This window comes from Rhizobium rosettiformans, assembly GCF_016806065.1.
Classification (GTDB): Bacteria; Pseudomonadota; Alphaproteobacteria; order Rhizobiales; family Rhizobiaceae; genus Allorhizobium.
Map to the genome: position 1 here is coordinate 2,999,663 of NZ_CP032405.1, position 20,987 is coordinate 3,020,649.

Below are 20,987 nucleotides of genomic sequence, written 5' to 3' on the forward strand. Positions count from 1 at the left end.
GGCAGTGATGATTTCTTTGAATGGGGCTTTTGAGCGTTCCGGCCATGGCCTATAACGGCCCCATGAACATCCAGAGCCCCATCCGAAACCGGTCGCTTGGTCATACGGCCTGTCCGCATGACTGTCCATCCACCTGCGCGCTTGACGTCGAACTGACCGAGGACGGCCGCATCGGCCGTATGCGCGGGGCAACGGAGAACAGCTACACTGCTGGCGTCATCTGCGCCAAGGTCGCGCGTTATGCCGAGCGGCTCTATCATCCCGACCGGCTGATGAAGCCGGTGCGCAGGGCAGGGGCCAAGGGTGCGGGGCAGTGGCAGGATGTCACCTGGGAAGCCGCCCTCGACGAGATCGCCGACGCTTTCGTCAAGGCCGAGCAGCGCCATGGCTCGGAAGCCGTCTGGCCATACTTCTACGCTGGCACCATGGGGCTCGTTCAGCGCGATTCCATCGAGCGCCTGCGCCACGCCAAGAAATATTCCGGCTTCTTCGGCACGATCTGCACCAATATGGCCTGGACCGGCTATGTCATGGGCACCGGCACGCTGCGCGGCCCGGACCCGCGCGAAATGGCCGTCTCCGATTGCGTCGTGATATGGGGCACCAATGCGGTTGCGACCCAGGTCAATGTGATGACCCATGCGATCAAGGCCCGCAAGGATCGTGGCGCGAAGATCGTCGTCGTCGATATCTACGACAATCCGACGATGAAGCAGGCCGATATGGCCCTTATCCTCAGGCCCGGCACGGATGCGGCGCTTGCCTGTGCTGCCATGCATGTCGCCTTCCGCGATGGTTATGCCGACCGCGAATACTTGGCGAAATTCGCCGATGATCCTGCCGGTCTCGAAGCGCATCTCGAGGACAAGACGCCGGCATGGGCGTCAGCCATTACGGGCCTTTCCGTTGAGGAGATCGAGGCCTTCGCCGGTCTCGTAGGGGAAACCAGGAAGTCCTACTTCCGCCTCGGCTACGGATTCACCCGAAGCCGCAATGGCGCCGTCTCCATGCATGCGGCGCTGTCGCTCGCGACCGTGCTCGGCGCCTGGCAATACGAGGGCGGCGGTGCCTTCCACTCGAACAGCGACATCTTCCAGCTCAATAAGGCCGAACTGATGGGCACGGCCATGGTCGACCCTGAGATCCGCATGCTCGACCAGTCGCAGATCGGTCGTGTCCTGACGGGGGATGCGGAAGCCCTCCGCCATCGCGGTCCAGTCGACGCGCTGATCATCCAGAACACCAATCCCGTGAATGTCGCGCCCGAACAGCGGCTGGTGAAACAGGGCTTCCTGCGCAACGATCTCTTCGTTGCCGTCCACGAGCAGTTCATGACCGAGACGGCGGAACTCGCCGATATCGTCCTGCCCGCCACCATGTTCGTTGAGCACGACGACATCTATCGCGGCGGAGGACAGAGCCATATCCTGCTCGGGCCGAAGCTCGTCGATGCACCGCCTCTGGTGCGCACCAATCTCTTCGTCATCGAGGAACTGGCGAAACGCCTCGGCGTCGCCGACCGCCCCGGCTTCGGCAAGACCGAGCGCGAGCATATCGAGCGCATGCTCTATGTCAGCGGCAAGCCGGATTTCGATACGCTGATCGAGGACAAGTGGCTCGACTGCCAACCGGCCTTCGATGACGCGCATTACCTGAACGGCTTCGCCCATCCGGACGGCAAGTTCCGCTTCAAGCCGGATTGGGAAGGAACACCCGCCCCCAACAAGCCGCCGGCAAGGCTCGGCTCGCTCGGGCCGGTGAAGCAGCTCCCGACCTTCCCCGATCAGGTCGATCTGATCGAAGTGGCCGATGCCGAACATCCCTTCCGGCTGGCGACATCGCCGGCGCGCAACTTCCTCAACTCCACCTTCGCCGAAACCAAGACCTCGCGCGACAAGGAGGGACGTCCGGAAGTCATGGTGAACCCCGCCGATGCCCTAAGCCTCGGCCTCGCCGATGGCGATGTCGTCCAACTCGGCAATGTCAGGGGAGAGCTGCGAATCCACGCCAAGATCACCGAGGCCGTGAAGCCGGGCGTCCTGATCGCCGAAGGCCTCTGGCCGAACAAGGCCCATCTCGACGGCGAGGGCATCAACGTCCTGACCGGTGCGGACCCGGCGGCACCCCATGGTGGTGCCGCCTTCCACGACAACAAGGTCTGGATGAGAAAAGCCTAAAAACATGAGTATTTTCGACAAGGCCCGGATCGCGATCCTGGAAGACAAGACGCTGTGGAAGGGCTGGAGCCACCTGCGCGGCATCACCTTCGATTTCTTCCGCGAGGGCAGGGCGCCGCACCGGCTCTCCTGGGAAGTGTTCGAGCGCCGCAATGCGTCAGCTATTCTCCTGCACAATGTCGAGCGCGACACCGTCACCCTGGTTCGCCAGTTGCGCATCGCGGCTCATCTGAGCGGTGAGTATCCCTATCTGCTCGAGGTCCCCGCGGGATTCATCGACGATGGCGAAACGGCGATGCAGGCGGCCCTGCGCGAAGCGCTGGAAGAAACCGGCTACAAGATCGCCAAGGCAATCCCCGCCTTCGCCGCCTACATGTCGCCCGGTTCGGTCACCGAAAAGCTCCACGGCTTCTACGCCGCCGTGACCGATGCCGACCGTATTGCCGACGGTGGCGGGCTCGATGACGAGCAGGAAGATCTCGAAGTCGTCGAGCTTTCGTTCGCAGAAGCCATGGAGATGGTCGAAGCCGGCGAGATCATCGATGCCAAGACGATCATGCTCTTACAATGGGCGTCGTTGAAGCGAAGAGACCAGCCCGGCTAGAAGCTCCCTTTTACGCCGGCCGAAAGAGTGATCGACTGGAAATCGGCCGCTGCACCATCCTCAAAACTACCGCTGGCACCGGTTACGGTGTGGCGGACATGGGCGTCGCCCCGAGTCTTAAAGATCTTCTGGAAGTCGCCGCCGACATAAAGCGATGCTGATTGCAGGATCTTGTAGTCGGCCGTGACCGTCGCTCCGACCATCGGCGCCGGGTCAAGCGTGTCGGTGAAGCGCAGATTTCTGAGCCAGTGGTCATCGACGCCTTTGTAGCTGATGGCTGCACCGCCGCGCAGAACGCCCGATAGCGTCAAGGCGCCGATTTTCTGCTCGGCATTGGCGCTGAGGAACACGGTTGGAATACGCTGCTCGTAGGTTATGCCCTTCAACCCGTCGGCAAAATTGCCGACCGTGTCATGCAGTGTCGTATCGCTATAGATGTAGCTGCCGCCGCGGGCCGTCCATTTGACATTGGTGTAGCCGATGCCGCCGCCGAGGCCGAGGCGGGTGGCACCCGTATCAACGAGCGCCTTTTCGGCTTCGAGGAGCACGTTGATGTAGCGGTCGAGCTCGGTATCCGGATGCAGGGACTGGTGGGTCCAGCCGGAATAGGAGGTGCTCAGCCAGTCGCGGTCTTCCATGTAGCCGTTGCCGCCGAGACCGACATCGAGCCGCCCCTTGAGCTTCCAGGCATAGCCGATATCGACGTCGCCTCCGAGCGTGCCGGTCACGACGCCCTTGCTCTCCCAGTCGAGCTGGCTGATCTTGCGGTCGCCGCTATAAACGTATTCGCCGGCCTTGATGTTGGCCATCCCGACGCCGGCATAATAGCGCACAGAGCCGGCGGTCGAGCCGCCAGAGGCATCCTGTCCGGAGGCGGGTGTGGCGAGCAAAAGGGCGCCGCCGACAAAGAGAACGGGATTGATCTGGGACTTGAACATGAGCTGACCGTATCGATTGAATAATCGTCACGGTTGCATGGTTATGGTTAAGGGATTGCTACCTCGCGCCGGCTAACCCTCAGCGGGTGTCAGGCGCTGATCAGCCTTGCCGCTGGATCTGTCTTGGACGCGAGCCTTTCGACGCTGCCATCGGCACGCATCGAGACGTTGCCGGAGGCGACTAGCTTCAGTGCTGCCGCATAGGTCTGGTGCTCGACGGTCAGTACGCGCGCGGCCAGCGTCTCGGAGGTGTCGTCGATCAGGATCGGCACCACCGACTGTGCGATAACAGGGCCTTCGTCCATGCCTTCGGTAACGAAATGCACGGTGCAGCCCGCGACCTTCATGCCGGCCTCGATTGCCCGCTGATGGGTGTGCAGGCCCGGGAAGAGCGGCAGAAGGGACGGGTGGATGTTGAGGATCCGGCCTTCATGCGGGCGAATGAAGTCGCCGGATAGTAGGCGCATGTAACCGGCAAGGCAGATCAGGTCGGGGCCGATCTCGGCAAGTGCGGCGAGGATCGCCGCCTCGTGCTCGGCCTTGGAGCCATAGGCCTTGCGCGAGAAGACGTGTGTCGGAATGCCGAGCGCTTGCGCCTTGGCAATGCCGCCGGCCTCCGGCTTGTCGGAGAAAACAGCGACGATCTCGGCCGGATAGTCGGCCGCTTCGCATGCTTTCGCAAGCGCCAGCATGTTCGACCCGCCGCCGGAAATGAAGGCGACGACGCGTTTGCGGCTGGCGCTCATAGGGCGAGCGTGCCCTTGTAGGTTACGCCATGCGCGCCTTCTTCGCGGGCGATCATGCGGCCAAGACGGGCAACGGTTTCACCTTCGGCCTCGAGAGCCTTGTTCACGTCTTCCACCTTGTCGGCGGAGACAACGACGATCATGCCGATGCCGCAGTTGAAAGTGCGCAGCATTTCGTTCTGGGCAACGCCGCCAGTCTTGGCGAGCCAGGAGAAGACAGCCGGAACCTGGAAGGAGGAGAGATCGATCTCGGCCGCCAGATGCTTCGGCAGCACGCGCGGGATATTCTCAGGAAAGCCGCCGCCGGTGATATGGGCGAGCGCCTTCAGCGACTTGGTTTCCTTGATCGCCTTCAGGAGCGGCTTCACATAGATACGGGTTGGGGTCAGCAGGGCTGCACCGAGCGACTGTCCCTCAGCGAAGGGGGCGGGGGCATCCCAGGCAAGGCCCGAGACTTCAACGATCTTGCGTACCAGCGAAAAGCCGTTGGAATGCACGCCCGAGGAGGAAAGGCCGAGGATTACGTCACCTTCGGCAATGTCGCCCGCCGGCAGCAGTTCGCCGCGCTCGGCAGCACCCACGGCAAAGCCCGCGAGGTCATAATCGCCCTTGGAATACATGCCCGGCATTTCGGCGGTTTCGCCTCCGATCAGCGCGCAACCTGCTTCGCGGCAGCCGGCAGCAATGCCCTGAACGATGGCCGCACCCTGGTCGGGGTCGAGCTTTCCGGTGGCGAAATAGTCGAGGAAGAGCAGGGGTTCGGCACCCTGAACGACCAGATCGTTGACGCACATGGCCACCAGGTCGATGCCGACGGTGTCGTGGATATCGGCGTCGATGGCGATCTTCAGCTTGGTGCCGACGCCGTCGTTTGCCGCAACCAGAATCGGGTCCTTGAAGCCGGCAGCCTTCAGATCGAAGAGCCCGCCGAAGCCGCCGATCTCGCCATCCGCACCCGGACGGCGCGTCGACTTCACGGCCGGCTTGATCTTCTCGACCATCAGGTTGCCTGCATCGATATCGACGCCTGCATCGCTATAGGTCAACCCGTTCTTGCCAGCCTGGCTCATGCCTGCCTCCGATCCTGCGAGAATTTCGGCTGGCCATGGCATGAAGAGCCCTCGGATGCAAGCTGCGAGCCGCAGAAGCCCACGATTTCCCGGGCATTCTGGCCCGCGATTGCATCTTGTCGCTGCGGAACGGGCGGGAGTTCTTGACCAAGGCTTCTGCGGTAACCTATCTCCTACCGTGGCGGCGCAGCATGGTTTGCGGGCCTCCGCAGGGCTCGAACTTCGAACGGAGACTCACATGGGTCACAACATCAGTGCAATCGGCCTCCGCCGCCAGGTCTTCTTCTGGCTGGTGACGCTTGCGATATTCGTCGCCTTCCTGATGTTGTTCTCATCGATCCTTCTGCCCTTCATCGCCGGCATGGCGCTCGCTTACTTCCTCGATCCGGTCGCCGACCGGCTGGAGCGCATCGGTCTGAGCCGCCTGATGGCGACGGTAGTCATTCTCGTATCCTTCGTTGTCGTCTTCGTGCTGTCCCTGATGATCATCATCCCTGTGCTTGCCAGCCAGCTCAACGAGTTCATCCAGCGCGTGCCCGCATATGTCACACAACTGCAGACCTTCATCGCAACGTCGAATGCCGCCTGGCTGCCGGATTGGGTGGATGGTCAGATGGGCACGATCCGGGAGAACTTCACCCGTTATCTGAGCGAGGGGGTCGGCTTCCTCGGCACGCTCGTCGAACAGATCTGGAATTCCGGCAAGGCGCTACTCGACATCGCCTCGCTGCTGGTGGTCACACCGGTTGTTGCCTTTTACCTGCTGCTTGACTGGGACCGCATGATCGAGAAGGTCGACAGCTGGGTGCCGCGCCACCAGCTCGGCACGGTGCGCCGGCTCGCGACCGAACTCGACAGCACGATTGCGGGCTTCGTGCGCGGCCAGGGTTCGCTCTGCCTGATCCTCGGCATATTTTACGCGATAGCGCTCTCGGCTGCTGGCCTCAATTTCGGTCTGCTGATCGGTTTCTTTACCGGTATGATCAGCTTCATTCCCTATGTCGGCTCGACGGTCGGTCTGCTCCTGTCGCTCGGTGTCGCACTTGTGCAGTTCTGGCCTGATTTCATCTGGGTCGGTGTCATCGCCGGCATCTTCTTCTTCGGGCAGTTCATTGAGGGCAACATCCTGCAGCCAAAGCTGGTCGGCAAGAGTGTCGGTCTGCACCCGGTCTGGCTCATGTTTGCCCTCTTCGCCTTCGGTGCGCTTTTCGGCTTCGTCGGCGTTCTGGTGGCGGTGCCCGCAGCCGCAGCCGTCGGCGTGCTTGTTCGTTTCGCGATCTCGCGTTATCTTGACAGCGATCTCTATTACGGAACCTCGGTCGTCCTCGCGCCGCCTTCCCAGCCCGTTGGCGAGATCGCATCCCCAAGCTCCAAAGACGTGCCCGAGGCATGAATGACTGACGCCAAGATGGCTCCCGACAAGCGTGGAGCCGCCGAACAATTGCCGCTCGCCTTCGAGCATGGCTCGGCGACCGGCCGTGACGACCTTCTGGTCTCCGAGCGCATGGCCGCCGCCGTGTCGATCGTCGATGCCTGGCCGAACTGGCCGTCGCCGGTGGTGATCCTGACCGGGCCGGAAGGCTCGGGAAAATCCCATCTCGCCCAGATTTTCCGCGACACCAGCGGTGCGACGGATATCCTGCTGCAAGCCGGGCAGGGCGCATCGCAGGCCGCAGCCGCAGGTCCGGTGCTCTTCGAGGATGCCGACCGCACCGGCTTTGACGAAGTCGAGCTCTTCCATGTCATCAATGCGGTCCGCCAGCACGGCACGACGCTGCTGATAACCTCGCGCAGCTTTCCCCCGTCCTGGAACGTCGCGCTCCCGGATCTGAATTCGCGCCTTAAGGCGGCCACGGTCGTGGAAATCGGAGCGCCGGATGAAGACCTGCTCGGGCAGCTGATCACCAAGCTCTTCGCCGACCGCCAGCTTTACATCGATGACAAGATTGTCAGTTATATCGTCAGCCGCATGGAGCGTTCCTTCTTGGCCGCTCAGGTGGTCGTCGATCGCATGGACAAGCTGGCACTGGCACGCCGGGCCAAGATCAGCCGCAGCCTGGCCGCGGAGGTTCTGGAAACGCTGGAGGCGGCAGACGCCCAGGAGTAGTCGTCACAGATCTGTCGTTAAACTGTTATAATCGGCACTAACGATAACCAAGGGGCGAATCATGGACAGCGCAGTACACGGCACAGATGGCGAAACCGGTCTGGAGGTGGCGCCGGCCGAGGACCTGCTGACCAGCCCGCTGCGCTTCATCAATCGCGAATTCTCCTGGCTGCAGTTCAACCGGCGTGTCCTCGAAGAAACCCTCAACACCGCCCATCCACTGCTGGAGCGTATTCGCTTCCTGTCGATCTCGGCAGCGAACCTCGACGAATTCTTCATGGTCCGCGTCGCCGGTCTCGAAGGGCAGGTGCGGCAGGGCATCGTCATCAAGAGCCCCGACGGCAAGACGCCGGCCGAGCAGCTCGACGACATCCTGAAGGAAATCGACAATCTGCAGATGGAGCAGCAAGCCTCGCTTGCCGTCCTGCAGCAGTATCTGGCCCAGGAAGAAATCCTGATCGTCCGCCCGGCGGCCCTGTCAGAAGCGGATCGGAGCTGGCTCGAAACGACTTTCGAGGAAGCGATCTTCCCGGTTCTCACCCCGCTTTCGATCGATCCGGCGCATCCATTCCCGTTTATCCCGAACCTTGGCTTTTCGATGGGGCTTCAGCTCTGCTCGAGCCGCACCGGCGAGCCGATGACGGCATTGCTGCGTCTGCCGCCGACGCTCGACCGCTTCATCCGCCTGCCGGACGAAGGTGTCACGATCCGTTACATTACGCTCGAAGACGTGGTCGGCCTCTTCATCAACCGGCTTTACCCGGGTTATGAAGTCAAGGGCTACGGCACCTTCCGGATCATCAGAGACAGCGATATCGAAGTCGAAGAAGAAGCCGAGGATCTGGTGCGCTTCTTCGAGACGGCGCTGAAGCGTCGCCGCCGCGGCTCGGTCATCCGCATCGAGGTGGACTCCGAGATGCCGGTTGCTCTGCGCCAGTTCGTCGTTCACGAGCTCGGTGTTGCCGACAATCGCGTCGCCGTTCTCCCCGGCCTGCTCGCCCTGAATACGATCTCGGAAATCACCAAGGCACCGCGCGACGATCTGCGCTTCGAGCAGTACAATGCCCGGTTCCCCGAGCGTGTCCGCGAACATGCCGGCGACTGCCTGGCCGCGATCCGCGAAAAGGACATGATCGTCCATCATCCCTATGAGAGCTTCGATGTCGTCGTGCAGTTCCTGCTGCAGGCCGCGCGCGATCCTGACGTTCTCGCGATCAAGCAGACGCTTTACCGCACCTCGAACGACAGCCCGATCGTCCGCGCCCTGATCGATGCCGCCGACGCGGGCAAGTCCGTAACGGCGCTCGTCGAACTCAAGGCGCGCTTCGACGAGGAGGCCAATATCCGCTGGGCCCGCGACCTCGAACGCGCCGGCGTCCAGGTCGTCTTCGGTTTCATCGAACTCAAGACCCACGCCAAGATGTCGATGGTCGTGCGCCGCGAAGACGGCAAGCTCCGGACCTACTGCCATCTCGGCACGGGCAACTACCATCCGGTGACCGCGAAGATCTATACGGACCTCTCCTTCTTCACCTGCAATCCGAAGATTGCCCATGACATGGCGAATGTCTTCAACTTCATCACCGGCTATGGTGAGCCTGAAGAGGGCATGAAGCTTGCCGTCTCGCCCTACACGTTGCGTCCTCGCATCCTCAAGCACATCAACGAGGAGATCGCCCACGCAAAGGCCGGTCGCCCGGCACAGATCTGGATGAAGATGAACTCGCTCGTCGATCCCGAGATCATCGATGCGCTTTATGCGGCAAGCGGCGCAGGCGTCGAGATCGATCTGGTTATCCGTGGCATCTGCTGCCTGCGGCCGCGCGTGCCGGGTCTCTCCGACAACATCCGGGTCAAGTCGATCGTCGGCCGCTTCCTCGAGCACAGCCGCATCTTCTGTTTCGGCAATGGTCATCGACTGCCGTCGGAAAAGGCGCTGGTCTATATCGGCTCCGCCGACATGATGCCGCGCAATCTCGATCGCCGCGTCGAGACCCTGGTGCCGCTCATCAACCCGACTGTGCATGAGCAGGTTCTGTCACAAATCATGCTGGGTAACCTGATTGACAATCAACAGAGCTACGAGATATTGGCCGACGGCACCTCAAGGCGCATCGAAGTGCGGCAGGGTGAGGAACCTTTCAACGCCCAGCACTATTTCATGACCAATCCGAGCCTGTCTGGCCGCGGAGAAGCATTGAAATCAAGCGCACCGAAACTGATCGCCGGTCTGATATCCGGCAGGAAACGATAACTCTGGTACCTCATGACAAGATCTGAAGCGCAGGGGCGTCTTCCCGGTATCGCCCCTGTCTCCGTTGTCGACATCGGCTCCAACTCGATCCGCCTGGTGATCTATGAGGGGCTGTCGCGCGCGCCGACGGTGCTCTTCAACGAAAAGGTTCTCTGCGGCCTCGGCAAGGGTGTCGCCACGACCGGCCGGATGGATGAGGACGGCGTGGAGCGGGCGCTCGTAGCCCTGCGCCGCTTCCGGGCGCTGTCCAATCAGGCTCAGGCGACGCGCATGTATGTGCTGGCGACGGCAGCCGCCCGCGAAGCCTCCAACGGACCGGACTTCATTCGTCGGGCCGAAGAGATCCTCGGCCACGAGATCCAGGTGCTGACCGGCGAGGAAGAGGCAAAATACTCCGCGCTCGGTGTTGTCAGCGGCTTTCACGATGCCGACGGCATAGCCGGCGACCTGGGCGGCGGATCTCTGGAACTCATCGATATCAAGGGTAAAGGCTTCGGCAAGGGTGTCACGCTGCCGCTCGGCGGTCTGCGCCTGTCGGAAAGTGTCGAAGGGTCGTTGCCCAAGGCCCGTGCGCTTGCCAAGAAACTGGTGGGTGACGTGTCCCTTCTCAAGAAAGGGCAGGGGCGCACATTTTATGCAGTCGGCGGTACTTGGCGCAACATCGCCAAACTGCACATGGAAATTCGGAAATACCCGCTGCACATGATGCAGGGCTATGAACTGCCCTATGACGAGATCGCCTTCTTCCTGGACGAGATCATCTCCGGCGCCAACAACCGTGACCCGGCCTGGTCGACCATTTCCAAGAGCCGCCGTAACCTGATCCCCTTCGGCGCCGTCGCCATGCGCGAAGTGATCGAGATCATGCAGCCGAAAAGCGTCTGCTTCTCGGCACAAGGTGTGCGTGAGGGTTACCTCTTTTCGCTGCTTCTCGATGAAGAACAGTCGCTCGATCCGCTGATCGAGGCCGCCGACGAACTGGCGATCCTGCGTGCTCGCTCGCCGGAACATGCCCGCGAACTGGCCGACTGGACGGGCCGAATGATGCCCTTCTTCGACATCGAAGAGACCGAAGAGGAAAGCCGCTATCGCCAGGCCGCCTGCCTGCTGGCCGATATCAGCTGGCGTGCTCATCCCGATTATCGCGGGCTGCAGGCGCTGAACGTGATTGCCCACTCCTCCTTCGTCGGCATCACCCATCCGGGCCGCGCCTTCATTGCGCTCACCAACTACTACCGCTTCGAAGGCCTGCATGACGACGGTCAGACGGGACCGCTCGCGGCCATCGCCACCGAGCGCCTGCTCGACCGGGCAAAGCTCGTCGGCGGCATGCTGCGCGTCGTCTACCTCTTCTCGGCCTCAATGCCCGGCGTCGTCAACAACCTGACCTTCCGGCGTTCCGACAATCCCGAACTCGACCTCGAATTCGTCGTACCCAAGTCCTACGAAGAATTTTCAGGCGAACGGCTGGACGGGCGCCTGATGCAGCTGTCGAAGCTGACCGGCAAGCGTCTGGCGTTTGTCTACGAATAGGCCAGACCAGGCATCAGATATGAAAAGAGAGCGGGCCGAAACCCGCTCTCTGCGTTTCAGGCGCCCCCGCTTACTTCGCCGCGAGGAAGTCGCCCACCTCGAGCAGGACGAATTCGTTGTCGTCGGCTTTGTCGAGAGCACGACCGGCCGAGAAGGGCAGGTTGTTGTCGTTACCGACGACGATATGCGTACCATCGACCACATCGACATTCTCGATGGTGACGAAAGGCATGTCGTAGAAGCCTTCGCCGCCGCCCTGGCGCTTCTTGTTGTCGGGATCTTCGATCTTCATCAGGTCGATATAGCCGATCTTGCGCACGGCCTTGCCGGCATTCTCTTCCGTCATCTCGATCTTGTAGATCCGCTTGTGTTTGGCCGGAACGGCAAAGCAATCGGCGGCCGGTGCCTTCGGATCGGCGCAGGCTTGTGTCTCCACGCCCGCACCGTTGTCACGTTCGATGACGAGTGCCGTCGTTTCGTCGATCATGTTGAAATCGCCGATCGCCTCGCCGCCTTCAGCCAGCGGATAGAGCCAGGTCTTCCCCGTCCAGGACTTGGAGGCGGCATCGAGCTCGATGATGCGCAGGGCCGTCAGGCCGTCGGCCTTTTCCACCGAGCCGTCTTCGAGGTAGAGCGGTCCCTCCAGCATGGCATAGAGTTTCGAGCCATCCTTGGAAATGGCGAGACCCTCGTAGCCGCCAGAGCGCTTGAGGTTGAACACCGGCATCTTGGCGGTCGGATTGGCCGGCACGACCAGCGTCGGATTGTCGGGCGACTTCACCTCGATCTCGCCGGCCTTGGTGGCGATGACGTCGGTCAGCACGCCTTCGGTCGAAAACTTCAGCATATAGGGGCCGAATTCCTCGCCAACCCAGAAACCGTCCGCGACCGGCTGGATCGACTCAAGGTCGAAGTCAGCGCCGGTGAGATAACGGGTGTCGGACGCTTCCATGGCGATTGGGAACGGGGCTTGCTTGTCCGGGTCCGAGAGGAAGAGAGTCTTTTCGACGTTCACGCTGCCGGCATTCCAGTCGAAGGTGAGTTGATGAACCATCAACATGGCATCAGAGGAATTGGCCTTCGAGCCGAAGCCGTTGTCCGAAAGGCTCCAGAACGTGCCGTCTTCCATGGCCTTGATACCGGAGAAGCCCTGCAGGGGCTGGCCGTCGAAGGGCAGCGAAAGGCCTGTCAGGCGCACGCCGTCCTTGCCGGGGACGCTGCCGAGCGCGTCTGCGCGCTTGCGATCGGCTGTCGTGAACTTGCCGGAGGTCTTCAGATAGTCGGGAGCATCTTCCGGTGCAGGAATGATGGTATTGGCCGGCAGGATGGCGTGGTTTGCCAGCTTGGCCGGGAAGGCCTTCTCCTCGGCCGAGGCCTGGGAGACGAAGAGAACGAAGAGGGCGGCGGAAGTCAAAAGGGCTTTGGTCATAGCGTCACCTTGTTGGAAGGGAGGAAACGCCGCTGTCCTTAAGGAGCCTTCATGTCGCAGCTGTTGCCGTTGGGTGAAGTTTCCATGACGTCACCCGTTACCCACAGGCTAGCCGAGCCAAGCGGGCAGAACGCCGCGGTCTTCCCCGGCCACGGCCGCCTCCACACAGGCGGCGAGACTGCCGAAGCGCATGGTCCGCCCGGTAAGGCCTGGGCCGTAATGGGCATACTTGCCGGAATTGGTCATGATGACCTCGGCATCGACCGGAATGATCGGCTCGGTCACCATGCACCAGCAGGTGTCGTTGACGAGGGTGACGCCGAATGCGGTGAGCGCTTCGATGTCGCCTGCGGCTTCTGCCTTTGCCATCTCGGCGCGCCCGCAGGTGACGACGATCGGCACATTCGGAGCCCGCGTCTTGTTGCGACAGAGCGCCGCGAGGGCGGCGAGCTCGGTGGCCGAAAAATGCGGATTGCCGAGCGATACAAGCTGTACCGGGCCAGCCTCTGCGCCGTTCAGCTCACGCCAGGCCCGCTGCAGGTCGTCCTGGGTGAGTGCAATCGTCGGCAGATCCAGTGCGGCGAAGGCCGTTGGGTCGAGTGCCTCTGGCGTGACGCTAGCGACATGGAACATCGGCGCCGCCGAGGTGGTGGCAAATGCTGCACCGAAGGCCTTGAGGGCATCCGTGTCAGGACTGTGCGCGGATACCCCCTCGACCAGCGGAATCGCATCGGGTGAGATTGTCCCGATCAGATAACCGAGCAGTGGCCAGAAGCTGTCATCCACGCCATCGAGCGGGGGTACGGTGACCCGAACCTGCGGTGCCCGTTTTTCCAGCAGGTGACAGCCCGCCTTGGGGGCCCGTCCCGTCAGCGCAATCGCGATGTCGAGATAGTCAGGATACTTCATCGTTCGTGCGCCAAGCACGCTGTTGGCATAGACGACCGCATTCGATTCCGCCCAGACGATCTGCTCGTCGCGCGCGGGCCGGTCATCGAGCAGATAGGGGGCGCAGGTGAAGGTGGCCTCAGCCCCCATCGCCACATAGGCATCCGCCACTGCCGCCGCCGGACGCCCAAGCGCTTCCGGAACACCCTGCGCCTGCCAACGCCGGTGATCGACCGAAATCGCATTCAGCGTCGTCGGCACCACGACGCGACCGCCGAGATCGCGCAGCTTTTCGGCAAAGGCGAGGCCGCCAGGACCGGTGTATATGCAGCCGTCGATGTGGGCGCGGGTGATGTCGATGAGTTCCGTCGCGCCCTCGAGCGCCGCCATCCGCAGTACGATCCGCATGGCAACGGCAGCCGCTTCGCCCCGCTCGCCAGCAAGAATGGCCTGGTCCCGATCCGTGAGCGTGATGTCCGAACCGATGCCTGCAACGGCATCGCTGATCCGGACGCGTTTCGCGGTCCGCAGCCCTGCAAACGCTTGCTTGCCCACAGCGATCACCGGAATCGACCGCCCGAAGACTTCCTCGGCGACGATGACGCCGAGGGTGATGATCGCTTCTGGATGTTCGAGCACGATCGCGGCAGGCCCTTGTCCATTGAGGATCAGTTCGAGGATCACGCCGCTGCCGGTGCAGGAACCACGGCTGGTCGGCAATGCGAGCACGCGGCCCGTCAGCCGTTCGCCGCTCAACGGGTGATGCCGGTCGATGATCTCGCCGGTCACGGCATCCGCACCGCCCCAGAAGCTGAGCGCCGTATCGGTGAACAGCACCTCGCCTTCGACCGAGCCTGAAACCAGCACGCGGCCCGTGATGTCGACGGTGTCAGTGAGGTTGCTCAACATTCCGTCTCCGTCAGCGCCAGGACCGCAAAACTCGCCAGCCAGTGTTCCCCCATATAGTCGCCAGCCACATGCGCGATCCCGGCTTCGAGGTGTCCATGTGCGGCCTCGATCATCACAGGCCGGCGCGGGTCCGTCTCCGGCAGGGTGCCCGCCAGAGAGCCCCAGCACCAGGCTCGGCTGAGGCTCAAGCCATCGAGATGGGCAATCTTGCCGTCCGAGCGATCGGAAACAGCGGTAGGCGCAAACAGCGTGCGCGGTTGGCCGGCTGAAATGTCAGGCAGGAAACCATCGAACCACCGGGCGAAGTCGGTTGCTGGCATCAGCCGGCGCAAACATTCCGCCTCGATCAGCGCTGGCGACAAGAAGTCGTCGCCCGAGGGCTCGCCCCAGGCGGGGCAGGCGGTGTCAGAGCCATACCAGCGCAGAGCCGTGGCCCGCAGCAGATCGAAGAGGCCGTCGTCTCCGACGGTCTCGGCATAGTCGGCGGCGAGCCTCAGCGCAAAGGCGGTGTTGAAATGCGTGCCCACCCGCACGGGATAGGTGGCAAGCGGCAGGAAGTCGCGGAAGCGCTGGACGATGCGCTCGGTCAGCGGCGACAGCGCCTGTGCCCAGGCAGTATCCTCGTGGCCGTGCAACTCGGCAGCCAACTTCAACAACCAGCCCCAGCCATAGGGTCGCTCATAGCCGCGCGCCATCGGTCGGTCGAAATAGGCGCATTCCCCGGCGACCTTGTCGGGCACCAGCATCGTTGAGAAGAGGTCGTGAATCGCCGGCGCCTCCGGCATCTCGGGATAGAGGCGCAAAAGCCGCGCCAGCATCCAGTAGCCATGCACGCAGGAATGCCAGTCATAGCTGCCGTAGAAGACCGGATGAAGCTCGGATGGCGTTTTGGCATCCTCCGGCCCGTCTAGCCCATGCAGAATATGATTGGGATATTCACGGGTGACATGACCAAGCGCGATCGCAGCACAGCGAGAGGCAAACTCGGATGTCAGCCGCGTGGTCATCCCTTATCTCCCAAGTCCAGCCGATCGCCCCAGTCGGCCCGGCGGATCTCCTTGAAGGCGTCGCCATCGCGCTTGCTGAGCGTCAGCTCGGCAGCCGTGCCATCTGTGCGACAGAGCTTGACCCGCCCGACACCACCATTGACGCGCGGCGGAGACAGCACCCGGTCGCCGCTGATCGTGACAGGCTCGCGAGAGGCGGCGATGAAAATGTATTTCTCGTCTTCCCACGGCACCTCGGCCCCCTTGGCCAGACGATGCACCCGCGAACGCGCCACACGGCGGGAGAAGTGGCACCAGTCGGGTGCCACGATCGGACAGTCGTCCGAATGCATGCAGGGCGCCACGAGATGGGCACCGAGGGATCGCAGCCTGTCACGAACGGCCAGAATGCGCTGCCAGCCGGCCGGCGTGCCCGGCTCGATGACGACGAGCATGCCGTTGGTCAGACCCCAGAGTTTTTCCGTGACGGTTCCAATGGTTGCCGGCGGCAACTCGTCCAGAACATAGGCGAGTGTCACGAGGTCTGCTGGCCCAAGCGTCGGAATCTTGGCCGTCACATCGCCGGCCTGCCAGTGGCTCTTGACGCTGCCGGAGGCGGCGAGTTTCTCGCCGACATTGCGGATCGCGCCGCTCGCTTCCACCATCTCTGCAGAATCGAGGCTGCTCCAGGTATCGGCGGCGGCCCAGAGTGCTGTGCCGGGGCCGCCGCCAAGATCGATCAGGGTTTCCGGCTGAAAGTCCGGTGCCGCATCCTCGACCATGGCAAGCGCTGCGCGAACGGCGGCAAAGGTGGCGGGCAGGCGGGTCGCGAGATAGGCCTTGGCGGCCAGCGCATCATCAATGTGAAACCGCCCGTCACGCACTTCGCGCCGATAGCGATCCGAGAGAATGGCGCTCGCCTTGGCGAGCCGTTCCAGCGGTTCGCCCTGGAGCATCTGGTCGACGGCGGAGCGGAGAGGGGCTGGAAGTTCCATGGGGTGCCCTCAGCCGCACCGCGCCGCCCATTCGGGGCGGAGGATGGACATCAGGAGGAAATCTGAGCGGCTGCCATCCGGCAGAAGCGCTGCCTCGCGGAGCACGCCTTCCTGGATGAAGCCGACTTTGCGATAGACGGTCTGCGCTCTCAAATTGCCGCTCACCACGTCGAGCCAGAGGCGATGGGCATTGGTTTCGAGAAAGGCGAAGTCGACGGCGCCGGCAAGCAGCGGCGTGCCCAAGCCCTTTTCCTGGCTCGACACCGCGATGCGCTTGACACAGGCATTGCCGTCGCGCCGGTTGAGATCCATCAGTATGACGAAGCCGAGCGCAGAACCCTCGGCATTCTCGCCGATCAGATAGGCAAATGCCGGGTCGGCCAGATGCGCCCTGTGTTCGTCCAGACTGTAGCGCCCGATGAACTGGTCATAGCCCGGCTTGCGCTCGGTCTCCATGATGAACGGGATATCGGCCTCGGTCGCACGGCGCAGCCTAAGCGCCGTCACGGATCAGAACTCCACCGCTTCGACGCGCTTGTCGACGAAGCGCAGGCCAACGCCGCCGGAGATGAGCTTGAGCGCGAGATCGCCGAACAGCTCCTTGCGCCAGCCCTGAAGGGCTGCCACTTCGGCCTTTTCGCCTTCGGCCGCGATCTTTTCCAGATCGTCGCTGTTGGCGATGACCTTGGAGGCAACCCCATGCTTTTCCGAGGTGAGGCGCAGCAGAACTTTCAAGAGCTCGACAGCCGACTGTGTGCCTTCGGGTGCATGGGCGTGGCGCTGCAGATGCGGCATTTCAGACTTGGGAAGTGCAAGGGCCGTATTCACCTGCTCGATGATGGCGGCACCTGAAGACGAGCGTTCCCAGCCTTTCGGAATGGTGCGCAGGCGTCCGAGCGCCTCCACGTCCTTCGGCTGCTGCTGGGCGATCTCGTAAATGGCGTCATCTTTCAGCACACGCGAACGGGGCACGTTGCGCGAGCGGGCTTCCCGTTCACGCCAGGCAGCAACATATTGCATGACGGCAAGTTCCGTTGGCTTGCGCAGCCGCATCTTCAGCCGCTGCCAGGCCTGTTCCGGCGGCAGGTCATAGGTCTCGCGGGATTCGAGGATCGCCATTTCCTCGGTCAGCCATTCAGCCCTGCCTTCCGCTTCCAGCTGACCTTTCAGCTTCAGATAGACGTCGCGCAGATGGGTGACATCGGCCAGCGCATAATCGAGCTGCTTTTCCGACAGCGGGCGGCGGCTCCAGTCGGTGAAGCGCGAGGTCTTGTCGATATGGACGTTCTTCACCTTCTGCACGAGCTGGTCGTAGGAGACAGAATCGCCGAAGCCGCAGACCATGGCCGCGACCTGCGTATCGAAGATCGGATCCGGCAGAAGATCGCCGAGATGGAAGATGATTTCGATGTCCTGGCGGGCCGCATGGAAGACCTTCACGACGGCAGAATTGGCCATAAGCTCGAAGAAGGGCTTGAGGTCGAGCCCTTTGGCCATGGGATCGACAATGTATTCATGCTCCGGGCTCGCCATCTGGATCAGGCAGAGTTCCGGCCAGAAGGTCGTTTCGCGGAGAAATTCCGTGTCGATCGTGATGAAATCGGATTGGGCGAGGAGGCGGCAAGCCTCTTCGAGCGCAGCAGTGGTATCGATCATTTCGGCTCGGTCATGGAAACTACAGGATCAACCTTAGTTTCCCTTCTGGCCTTCCTTGTCAATATGAACGACTTGGAAAGCAGCCGGCAGCGGGCAATCCCGGGCGGATGTCCCCCTTATTCGTCGGGTTTGGCGCCCTTCAGCGCCGCGATGTTCTGCCTATGGACGGCCTCATACGGCGCGAAGTAGGTGAGCGTACCGGCGGCGAGTTCGGGCGCGACGAAGTCCTTCAGGCTCTGGTTTTCGAGATCGGGTTCACCCAGCTGGGAGAGAAGCCGCGCGAGGTAGTCGCGCGTCGCTGTCACCAGCGACGGCGGATAACCGCCGGACGCGATTATCTGCTCGTCGCCGTGATTGGGCAGAATGCGGGAGAACTCGAGATCGGCCAGCCCGTCGAGTTCGGCGATGTGGAAGGCGGTGTTACCGGGCTCCGAGATATAGGTGGCGGTGTCTTCCAGCGTGTCACCGGCCAGCAGCACGCCGAGATGCGGCAAGAGAAGAACGGTGCCGTCGGCGCTGTGAATGTTGAATTGCATCAGCTTTACGGTGATGTCGCCGACCTGAAGCGCCGTCTCGCCCTCGAAGGTCTCCGTCGGCATGACCACGGGGTTGATCGGCGGATCCTTCTCCGCAAGCACCTTGCGCTTCTCGATCAGCGTGTCGCGCGTCAGCTTGTTCGAGATGATCGGGCAGTCGATGAAGCCCGCATTGCCGGCGACATGATCGGTATGCCAGTGGCTGAGCACAACCCGTAAGCTGGTGACGCCGAGGCTGGAAAGATGGGTGCGGATCGCGCGCGCATGCTCGAAGGAGATATGCGTGTCATAGACCAGCGCCTCTTTCCCCGAAACGATCGCGTAACTCGCAACGCCGAGACTGTAGGCGCCGTCGTCGAGCCAGTTCGGCTTGTCGGAATGTAAACGTTTGCCGAGGATTCGCCCGTCATAATAGGCGAAGAGCCCCGGATAGGGCTCGTGGATACGCATCGTCTCGGCAAGGCTCATGTCATGTCACTCGGAAATAGCCGGTCATGCCGGTCTTCTGGTGTTCGATGATGTGGCAGTGGAAGACCCAATCACCCGGATTGTCGGCCACCAGTGCAAGCTGGACCTTTTCATCCGGCAGCACAAGGTAGGTATCCGAGACGAGCGGCTGGACTTCTCGCTTGTTCGAAGAGATCGCTTTGAAGTTCATGCCGTGGAGATGGATCGGATGGGCATGCGGCGTGACGTTCTCGACATTAAGCAGATAGGTGCGACCGAGTTTCAGCTCCGCGATTGGCGCGGTTGGATCTGGCGTATCGCCGGGATAGGGCACCTTGTTGATCGCCCAGAAGGAATAGCCGAGCGTCCCGCAGATCGAATCGCGCGCCGCAGTCTCAGCGGTGGCGCTGAGCAGTAGCGGGATTTCCGTCGCGTTGGAAAGATCGGCCTCGACGCCCGCATTTTCCGCAAGCGACCCTAGATCGCCGAGATTGCGCTTGAGCGATGCGCCGACGGCCCTGAACCGCGCGACCACCTTCGGCGTCGACGGCCTGATATCCTCGAGCACCATCTCCACGCCTTCGCTGTCAGCGACGCGGACGGCAAGGTCCAGCCGCTGCCCGGGCGAGACGACGGCCATGTCGAGCGGTATGCGTTCCAACAGCGGATGTCCGTCGATCGCGATGATCTGCGCCTCGGCGCCAGCGAGCTTGAGATTGTAGATCCGGGTGACATCCGCCGCGAGGATGCGGACACGCACGAGGCCGCCGGCCGGAACGTCATAATGCGGCTCGGGTCGCCAGTTGGCGGTTCTGAGCGTGCCGAAGGTGCCGGTCTTCGCCGCCTCGCGCGGCTTGAACTGCTCGATGAACTGGCTGTCGCCGCCCAGTCGGAAATCCCTGAGGTTGAGCACCACTTCGCCATCGAAGACCGGATCGCGCTCGTCTTCCACCACCAGCACGCCAGCAAGCCCGCGACCCATCTGCGTCAGCGTGTTGCAATGCGGGTGATACCAGAAGGTGCCGGCATCCGGCGGCGAAAAGGCGTAATCGAAGCGGTCGCCGGTATAGACGTGAGGCTGGGTGACGAAGGGCACGCCGTCCTGGTCGTTCGGCAGGCGGATGCCGTGCCAGTGGATAGTCGTCGGCTCGTCGAGCCGGTTGATCAGCCGCGCCTTGAAGGCTTCGCCGCGTCTGGCGCGCAGGATGGGTGGCGAGGGATCTGTCGATGTCTGTCCAGAGAGCGCATAACGCATCACCCCACGCGTCGCCTGCTTGCCGTCGAGCAGCACATCGCCCGTCAGCGCCTCGATCTCGACGGGGTCGGTGGCGGCCAACGCCTGGCTAAGACGCGGCATCACTGCAAGACCCGCGCCGTAGGCGCTGAGCACGGCGGCGGATTTAAGAAGGGTGCGGCGGGAAACAAAGGTCACGGTCGAAACTCTCGCTGGTCGCCCTGTTTTTAAAGTTGAACGCCGAAATCAGCAATAGACGGGCAATTCGGTTTCGTGCCCAGCTCATGCGCCCGGGGGAAGTGGCTTCACGGGTACGCGGAGGGCGGAGGACATCCTTCGCGGGCAATGGTGATGTAGGCACAGGGCGGCGTTTATTCCGATGACGGCTACTGCCCAGTGTGGGACACCCGTGAAGCTGGCACTAGCACAAGCCGCAACAGGTGCCGAGGCCATGGAACATCGCTATCTTTTCCTATAC

At 62.4% G+C, this 20,987-nt stretch carries 17 protein-coding genes; 6 read left to right on the forward strand and 11 right to left on the reverse strand.

All coding sequences use genetic code 11. The annotated features are described in order from the left end of the window. The first annotated feature begins 20 nt into the window (after positions 1–20). Together D4A92_RS14650 and D4A92_RS14655 are read left to right on the forward strand one after the other, a co-directional pair. Positions 21–2,177: a molybdopterin-containing oxidoreductase family protein gene (locus D4A92_RS14650; RefSeq protein ID WP_203014676.1), complete on the forward strand. Its 2,157-nt coding sequence runs from the start codon at positions 21–23 to the stop codon at positions 2,175–2,177. A 4-nt stretch (positions 2,178–2,181) separates the two neighbouring features. Further along, complete coding sequence (locus D4A92_RS14655; RefSeq protein WP_203014678.1) at positions 2,182–2,781, forward strand: NUDIX domain-containing protein; 600 nt, start codon at positions 2,182–2,184, stop codon at positions 2,779–2,781. On the opposite strand, the gene D4A92_RS14660 is transcribed toward D4A92_RS14655, so the two are convergent. The 3 genes from D4A92_RS14660 to purM form a co-directional block, all read right to left on the reverse strand. Next, the gene (locus D4A92_RS14660; RefSeq protein ID WP_203014680.1) at positions 2,778–3,719 is read right to left on the reverse strand and encodes an omptin family outer membrane protease; all 942 of its coding nucleotides are present in this window, start codon (positions 3,717–3,719) and stop codon (positions 2,778–2,780) included. The two genes, D4A92_RS14655 and D4A92_RS14660, sit on opposite strands and share 4 nt — an antisense overlap. Positions 3,720–3,808: 89 nt before the next feature. Further along, the gene (gene purN, locus D4A92_RS14665; protein ID WP_203014682.1) at positions 3,809–4,465 is read right to left on the reverse strand and encodes a phosphoribosylglycinamide formyltransferase; all 657 of its coding nucleotides are present in this window, start codon (positions 4,463–4,465) and stop codon (positions 3,809–3,811) included. Then, positions 4,462–5,535: a phosphoribosylformylglycinamidine cyclo-ligase gene (gene purM, locus D4A92_RS14670; RefSeq protein ID WP_203014684.1), complete on the reverse strand. Its 1,074-nt coding sequence runs from the start codon at positions 5,533–5,535 to the stop codon at positions 4,462–4,464. The genes purN and purM overlap by 4 nt, the downstream gene beginning before the upstream one ends. Before the next feature lie 238 nt (positions 5,536–5,773). On the opposite strand from purM, the gene D4A92_RS14675 reads away from it, so the two are divergent. The 4 genes from D4A92_RS14675 to ppx all read left to right on the forward strand — a co-directional run bounded on the left by D4A92_RS14675 (position 5,774) and on the right by ppx (position 11,429). Next, positions 5,774–6,928 carry an AI-2E family transporter gene (locus D4A92_RS14675; RefSeq protein WP_203014692.1) on the forward strand — a complete coding sequence of 385 codons (1,155 nt, stop codon included), beginning with the start codon at positions 5,774–5,776 and terminating at the stop codon, positions 6,926–6,928. Continuing rightward, the gene (gene hdaA, locus D4A92_RS14680) at positions 6,929–7,642 is read left to right on the forward strand and encodes a DnaA regulatory inactivator HdaA (protein ID WP_203014694.1); all 714 of its coding nucleotides are present in this window, start codon (positions 6,929–6,931) and stop codon (positions 7,640–7,642) included. 61 nt (positions 7,643–7,703) lie between these two features. After that, positions 7,704–9,896: an RNA degradosome polyphosphate kinase gene (locus D4A92_RS14685; protein WP_203014696.1), complete on the forward strand. Its 2,193-nt coding sequence runs from the start codon at positions 7,704–7,706 to the stop codon at positions 9,894–9,896. A gap of 12 nt (positions 9,897–9,908) precedes the next feature. Next, positions 9,909–11,429, forward strand: a complete 1,521-nt coding sequence (ppx, locus tag D4A92_RS14690) for an exopolyphosphatase (protein WP_203014698.1) — start codon at positions 9,909–9,911, stop codon at positions 11,427–11,429. Positions 11,430–11,499: 70 nt separating this feature from the next. Here ppx and D4A92_RS14695 read toward each other — a convergent pair whose 3' ends face one another. From D4A92_RS14695 to D4A92_RS14730, 8 genes are all read right to left on the reverse strand, one after another. Beyond that, positions 11,500–12,858, reverse strand: coding sequence for an esterase-like activity of phytase family protein (locus tag D4A92_RS14695; RefSeq protein WP_203014700.1), 1,359 nt, complete (start codon positions 12,856–12,858; stop codon positions 11,500–11,502). A 108-nt stretch (positions 12,859–12,966) separates the two neighbouring features. Then, a complete protein-coding gene (locus tag D4A92_RS14700; RefSeq protein WP_203014702.1) occupies positions 12,967–14,655 on the reverse strand; it encodes a cis-3-hydroxy-L-proline dehydratase in 1,689 nt (562 codons plus the stop codon). Further along, complete coding sequence (locus tag D4A92_RS14705; RefSeq protein ID WP_203014703.1) at positions 14,649–15,662, reverse strand: DUF2891 domain-containing protein; 1,014 nt, start codon at positions 15,660–15,662, stop codon at positions 14,649–14,651. Before D4A92_RS14705 ends, D4A92_RS14700 begins: the two co-directional genes overlap by 7 nt. Further along, positions 15,659–16,636: a small ribosomal subunit Rsm22 family protein gene (locus tag D4A92_RS14710; protein WP_203014705.1), complete on the reverse strand. Its 978-nt coding sequence runs from the start codon at positions 16,634–16,636 to the stop codon at positions 15,659–15,661. The genes D4A92_RS14705 and D4A92_RS14710 overlap by 4 nt, the downstream gene beginning before the upstream one ends. Before the next feature lie 9 nt (positions 16,637–16,645). Next, positions 16,646–17,143 (reverse strand): GNAT family N-acetyltransferase, encoded by a 498-nt coding sequence (locus D4A92_RS14715; protein ID WP_203014707.1) that lies wholly within the window; start codon positions 17,141–17,143, stop codon positions 16,646–16,648. Positions 17,144–17,146: 3 nt separating this feature from the next. Beyond that, on the reverse strand, positions 17,147–18,292 hold the full coding sequence (gene rnd / locus D4A92_RS14720; RefSeq protein ID WP_203014709.1) for a ribonuclease D: 1,146 nt from the start codon (positions 18,290–18,292) through the stop codon (positions 17,147–17,149). Positions 18,293–18,408: 116 nt separating this feature from the next. Then, positions 18,409–19,296, reverse strand: coding sequence for an MBL fold metallo-hydrolase (locus tag D4A92_RS14725; protein WP_203014719.1), 888 nt, complete (start codon positions 19,294–19,296; stop codon positions 18,409–18,411). A 1-nt stretch (position 19,297) separates the two neighbouring features. Next, positions 19,298–20,707: a multicopper oxidase family protein gene (locus tag D4A92_RS14730; protein WP_203014721.1), complete on the reverse strand. Its 1,410-nt coding sequence runs from the start codon at positions 20,705–20,707 to the stop codon at positions 19,298–19,300. Positions 20,708–20,987 lie beyond the last annotated feature (280 nt).

Bases quoted from the DNA above. Each gene is read 5' to 3' on its own strand.
- D4A92_RS14650 (WP_203014676.1), top strand. From the start codon at position 21: ATGGGGCTTTTGAGCGTTCCGGCCATGGCCTATAACGGCCCCATGAAC.
- D4A92_RS14655 (WP_203014678.1), top strand. From the start codon at position 2,182: ATGAGTATTTTCGACAAGGCCCGGATCGCGATCCTGGAAGACAAGACG.
- D4A92_RS14660 (WP_203014680.1), bottom strand. From the start codon at position 3,719: ATGTTCAAGTCCCAGATCAATCCCGTTCTCTTTGTCGGCGGCGCCCTT.
- purN (WP_203014682.1), bottom strand. From the start codon at position 4,465: ATGAGCGCCAGCCGCAAACGCGTCGTCGCCTTCATTTCCGGCGGCGGG.
- purM (WP_203014684.1), bottom strand. From the start codon at position 5,535: ATGAGCCAGGCTGGCAAGAACGGGTTGACCTATAGCGATGCAGGCGTC.
- D4A92_RS14675 (WP_203014692.1), top strand. From the start codon at position 5,774: ATGGGTCACAACATCAGTGCAATCGGCCTCCGCCGCCAGGTCTTCTTC.
- hdaA (WP_203014694.1), top strand. From the start codon at position 6,929: ATGACTGACGCCAAGATGGCTCCCGACAAGCGTGGAGCCGCCGAACAA.
- D4A92_RS14685 (WP_203014696.1), top strand. From the start codon at position 7,704: ATGGACAGCGCAGTACACGGCACAGATGGCGAAACCGGTCTGGAGGTG.
- ppx (WP_203014698.1), top strand. From the start codon at position 9,909: ATGACAAGATCTGAAGCGCAGGGGCGTCTTCCCGGTATCGCCCCTGTC.
- D4A92_RS14695 (WP_203014700.1), bottom strand. From the start codon at position 12,858: ATGACCAAAGCCCTTTTGACTTCCGCCGCCCTCTTCGTTCTCTTCGTC.
- D4A92_RS14700 (WP_203014702.1), bottom strand. From the start codon at position 14,655: ATGTTGAGCAACCTCACTGACACCGTCGACATCACGGGCCGCGTGCTG.
- D4A92_RS14705 (WP_203014703.1), bottom strand. From the start codon at position 15,662: ATGACCACGCGGCTGACATCCGAGTTTGCCTCTCGCTGTGCTGCGATC.
- D4A92_RS14710 (WP_203014705.1), bottom strand. From the start codon at position 16,636: ATGGAACTTCCAGCCCCTCTCCGCTCCGCCGTCGACCAGATGCTCCAG.
- rnd (WP_203014709.1), bottom strand. From the start codon at position 18,292: ATGATCGATACCACTGCTGCGCTCGAAGAGGCTTGCCGCCTCCTCGCC.
- D4A92_RS14725 (WP_203014719.1), bottom strand. From the start codon at position 19,296: ATGAGCCTTGCCGAGACGATGCGTATCCACGAGCCCTATCCGGGGCTC.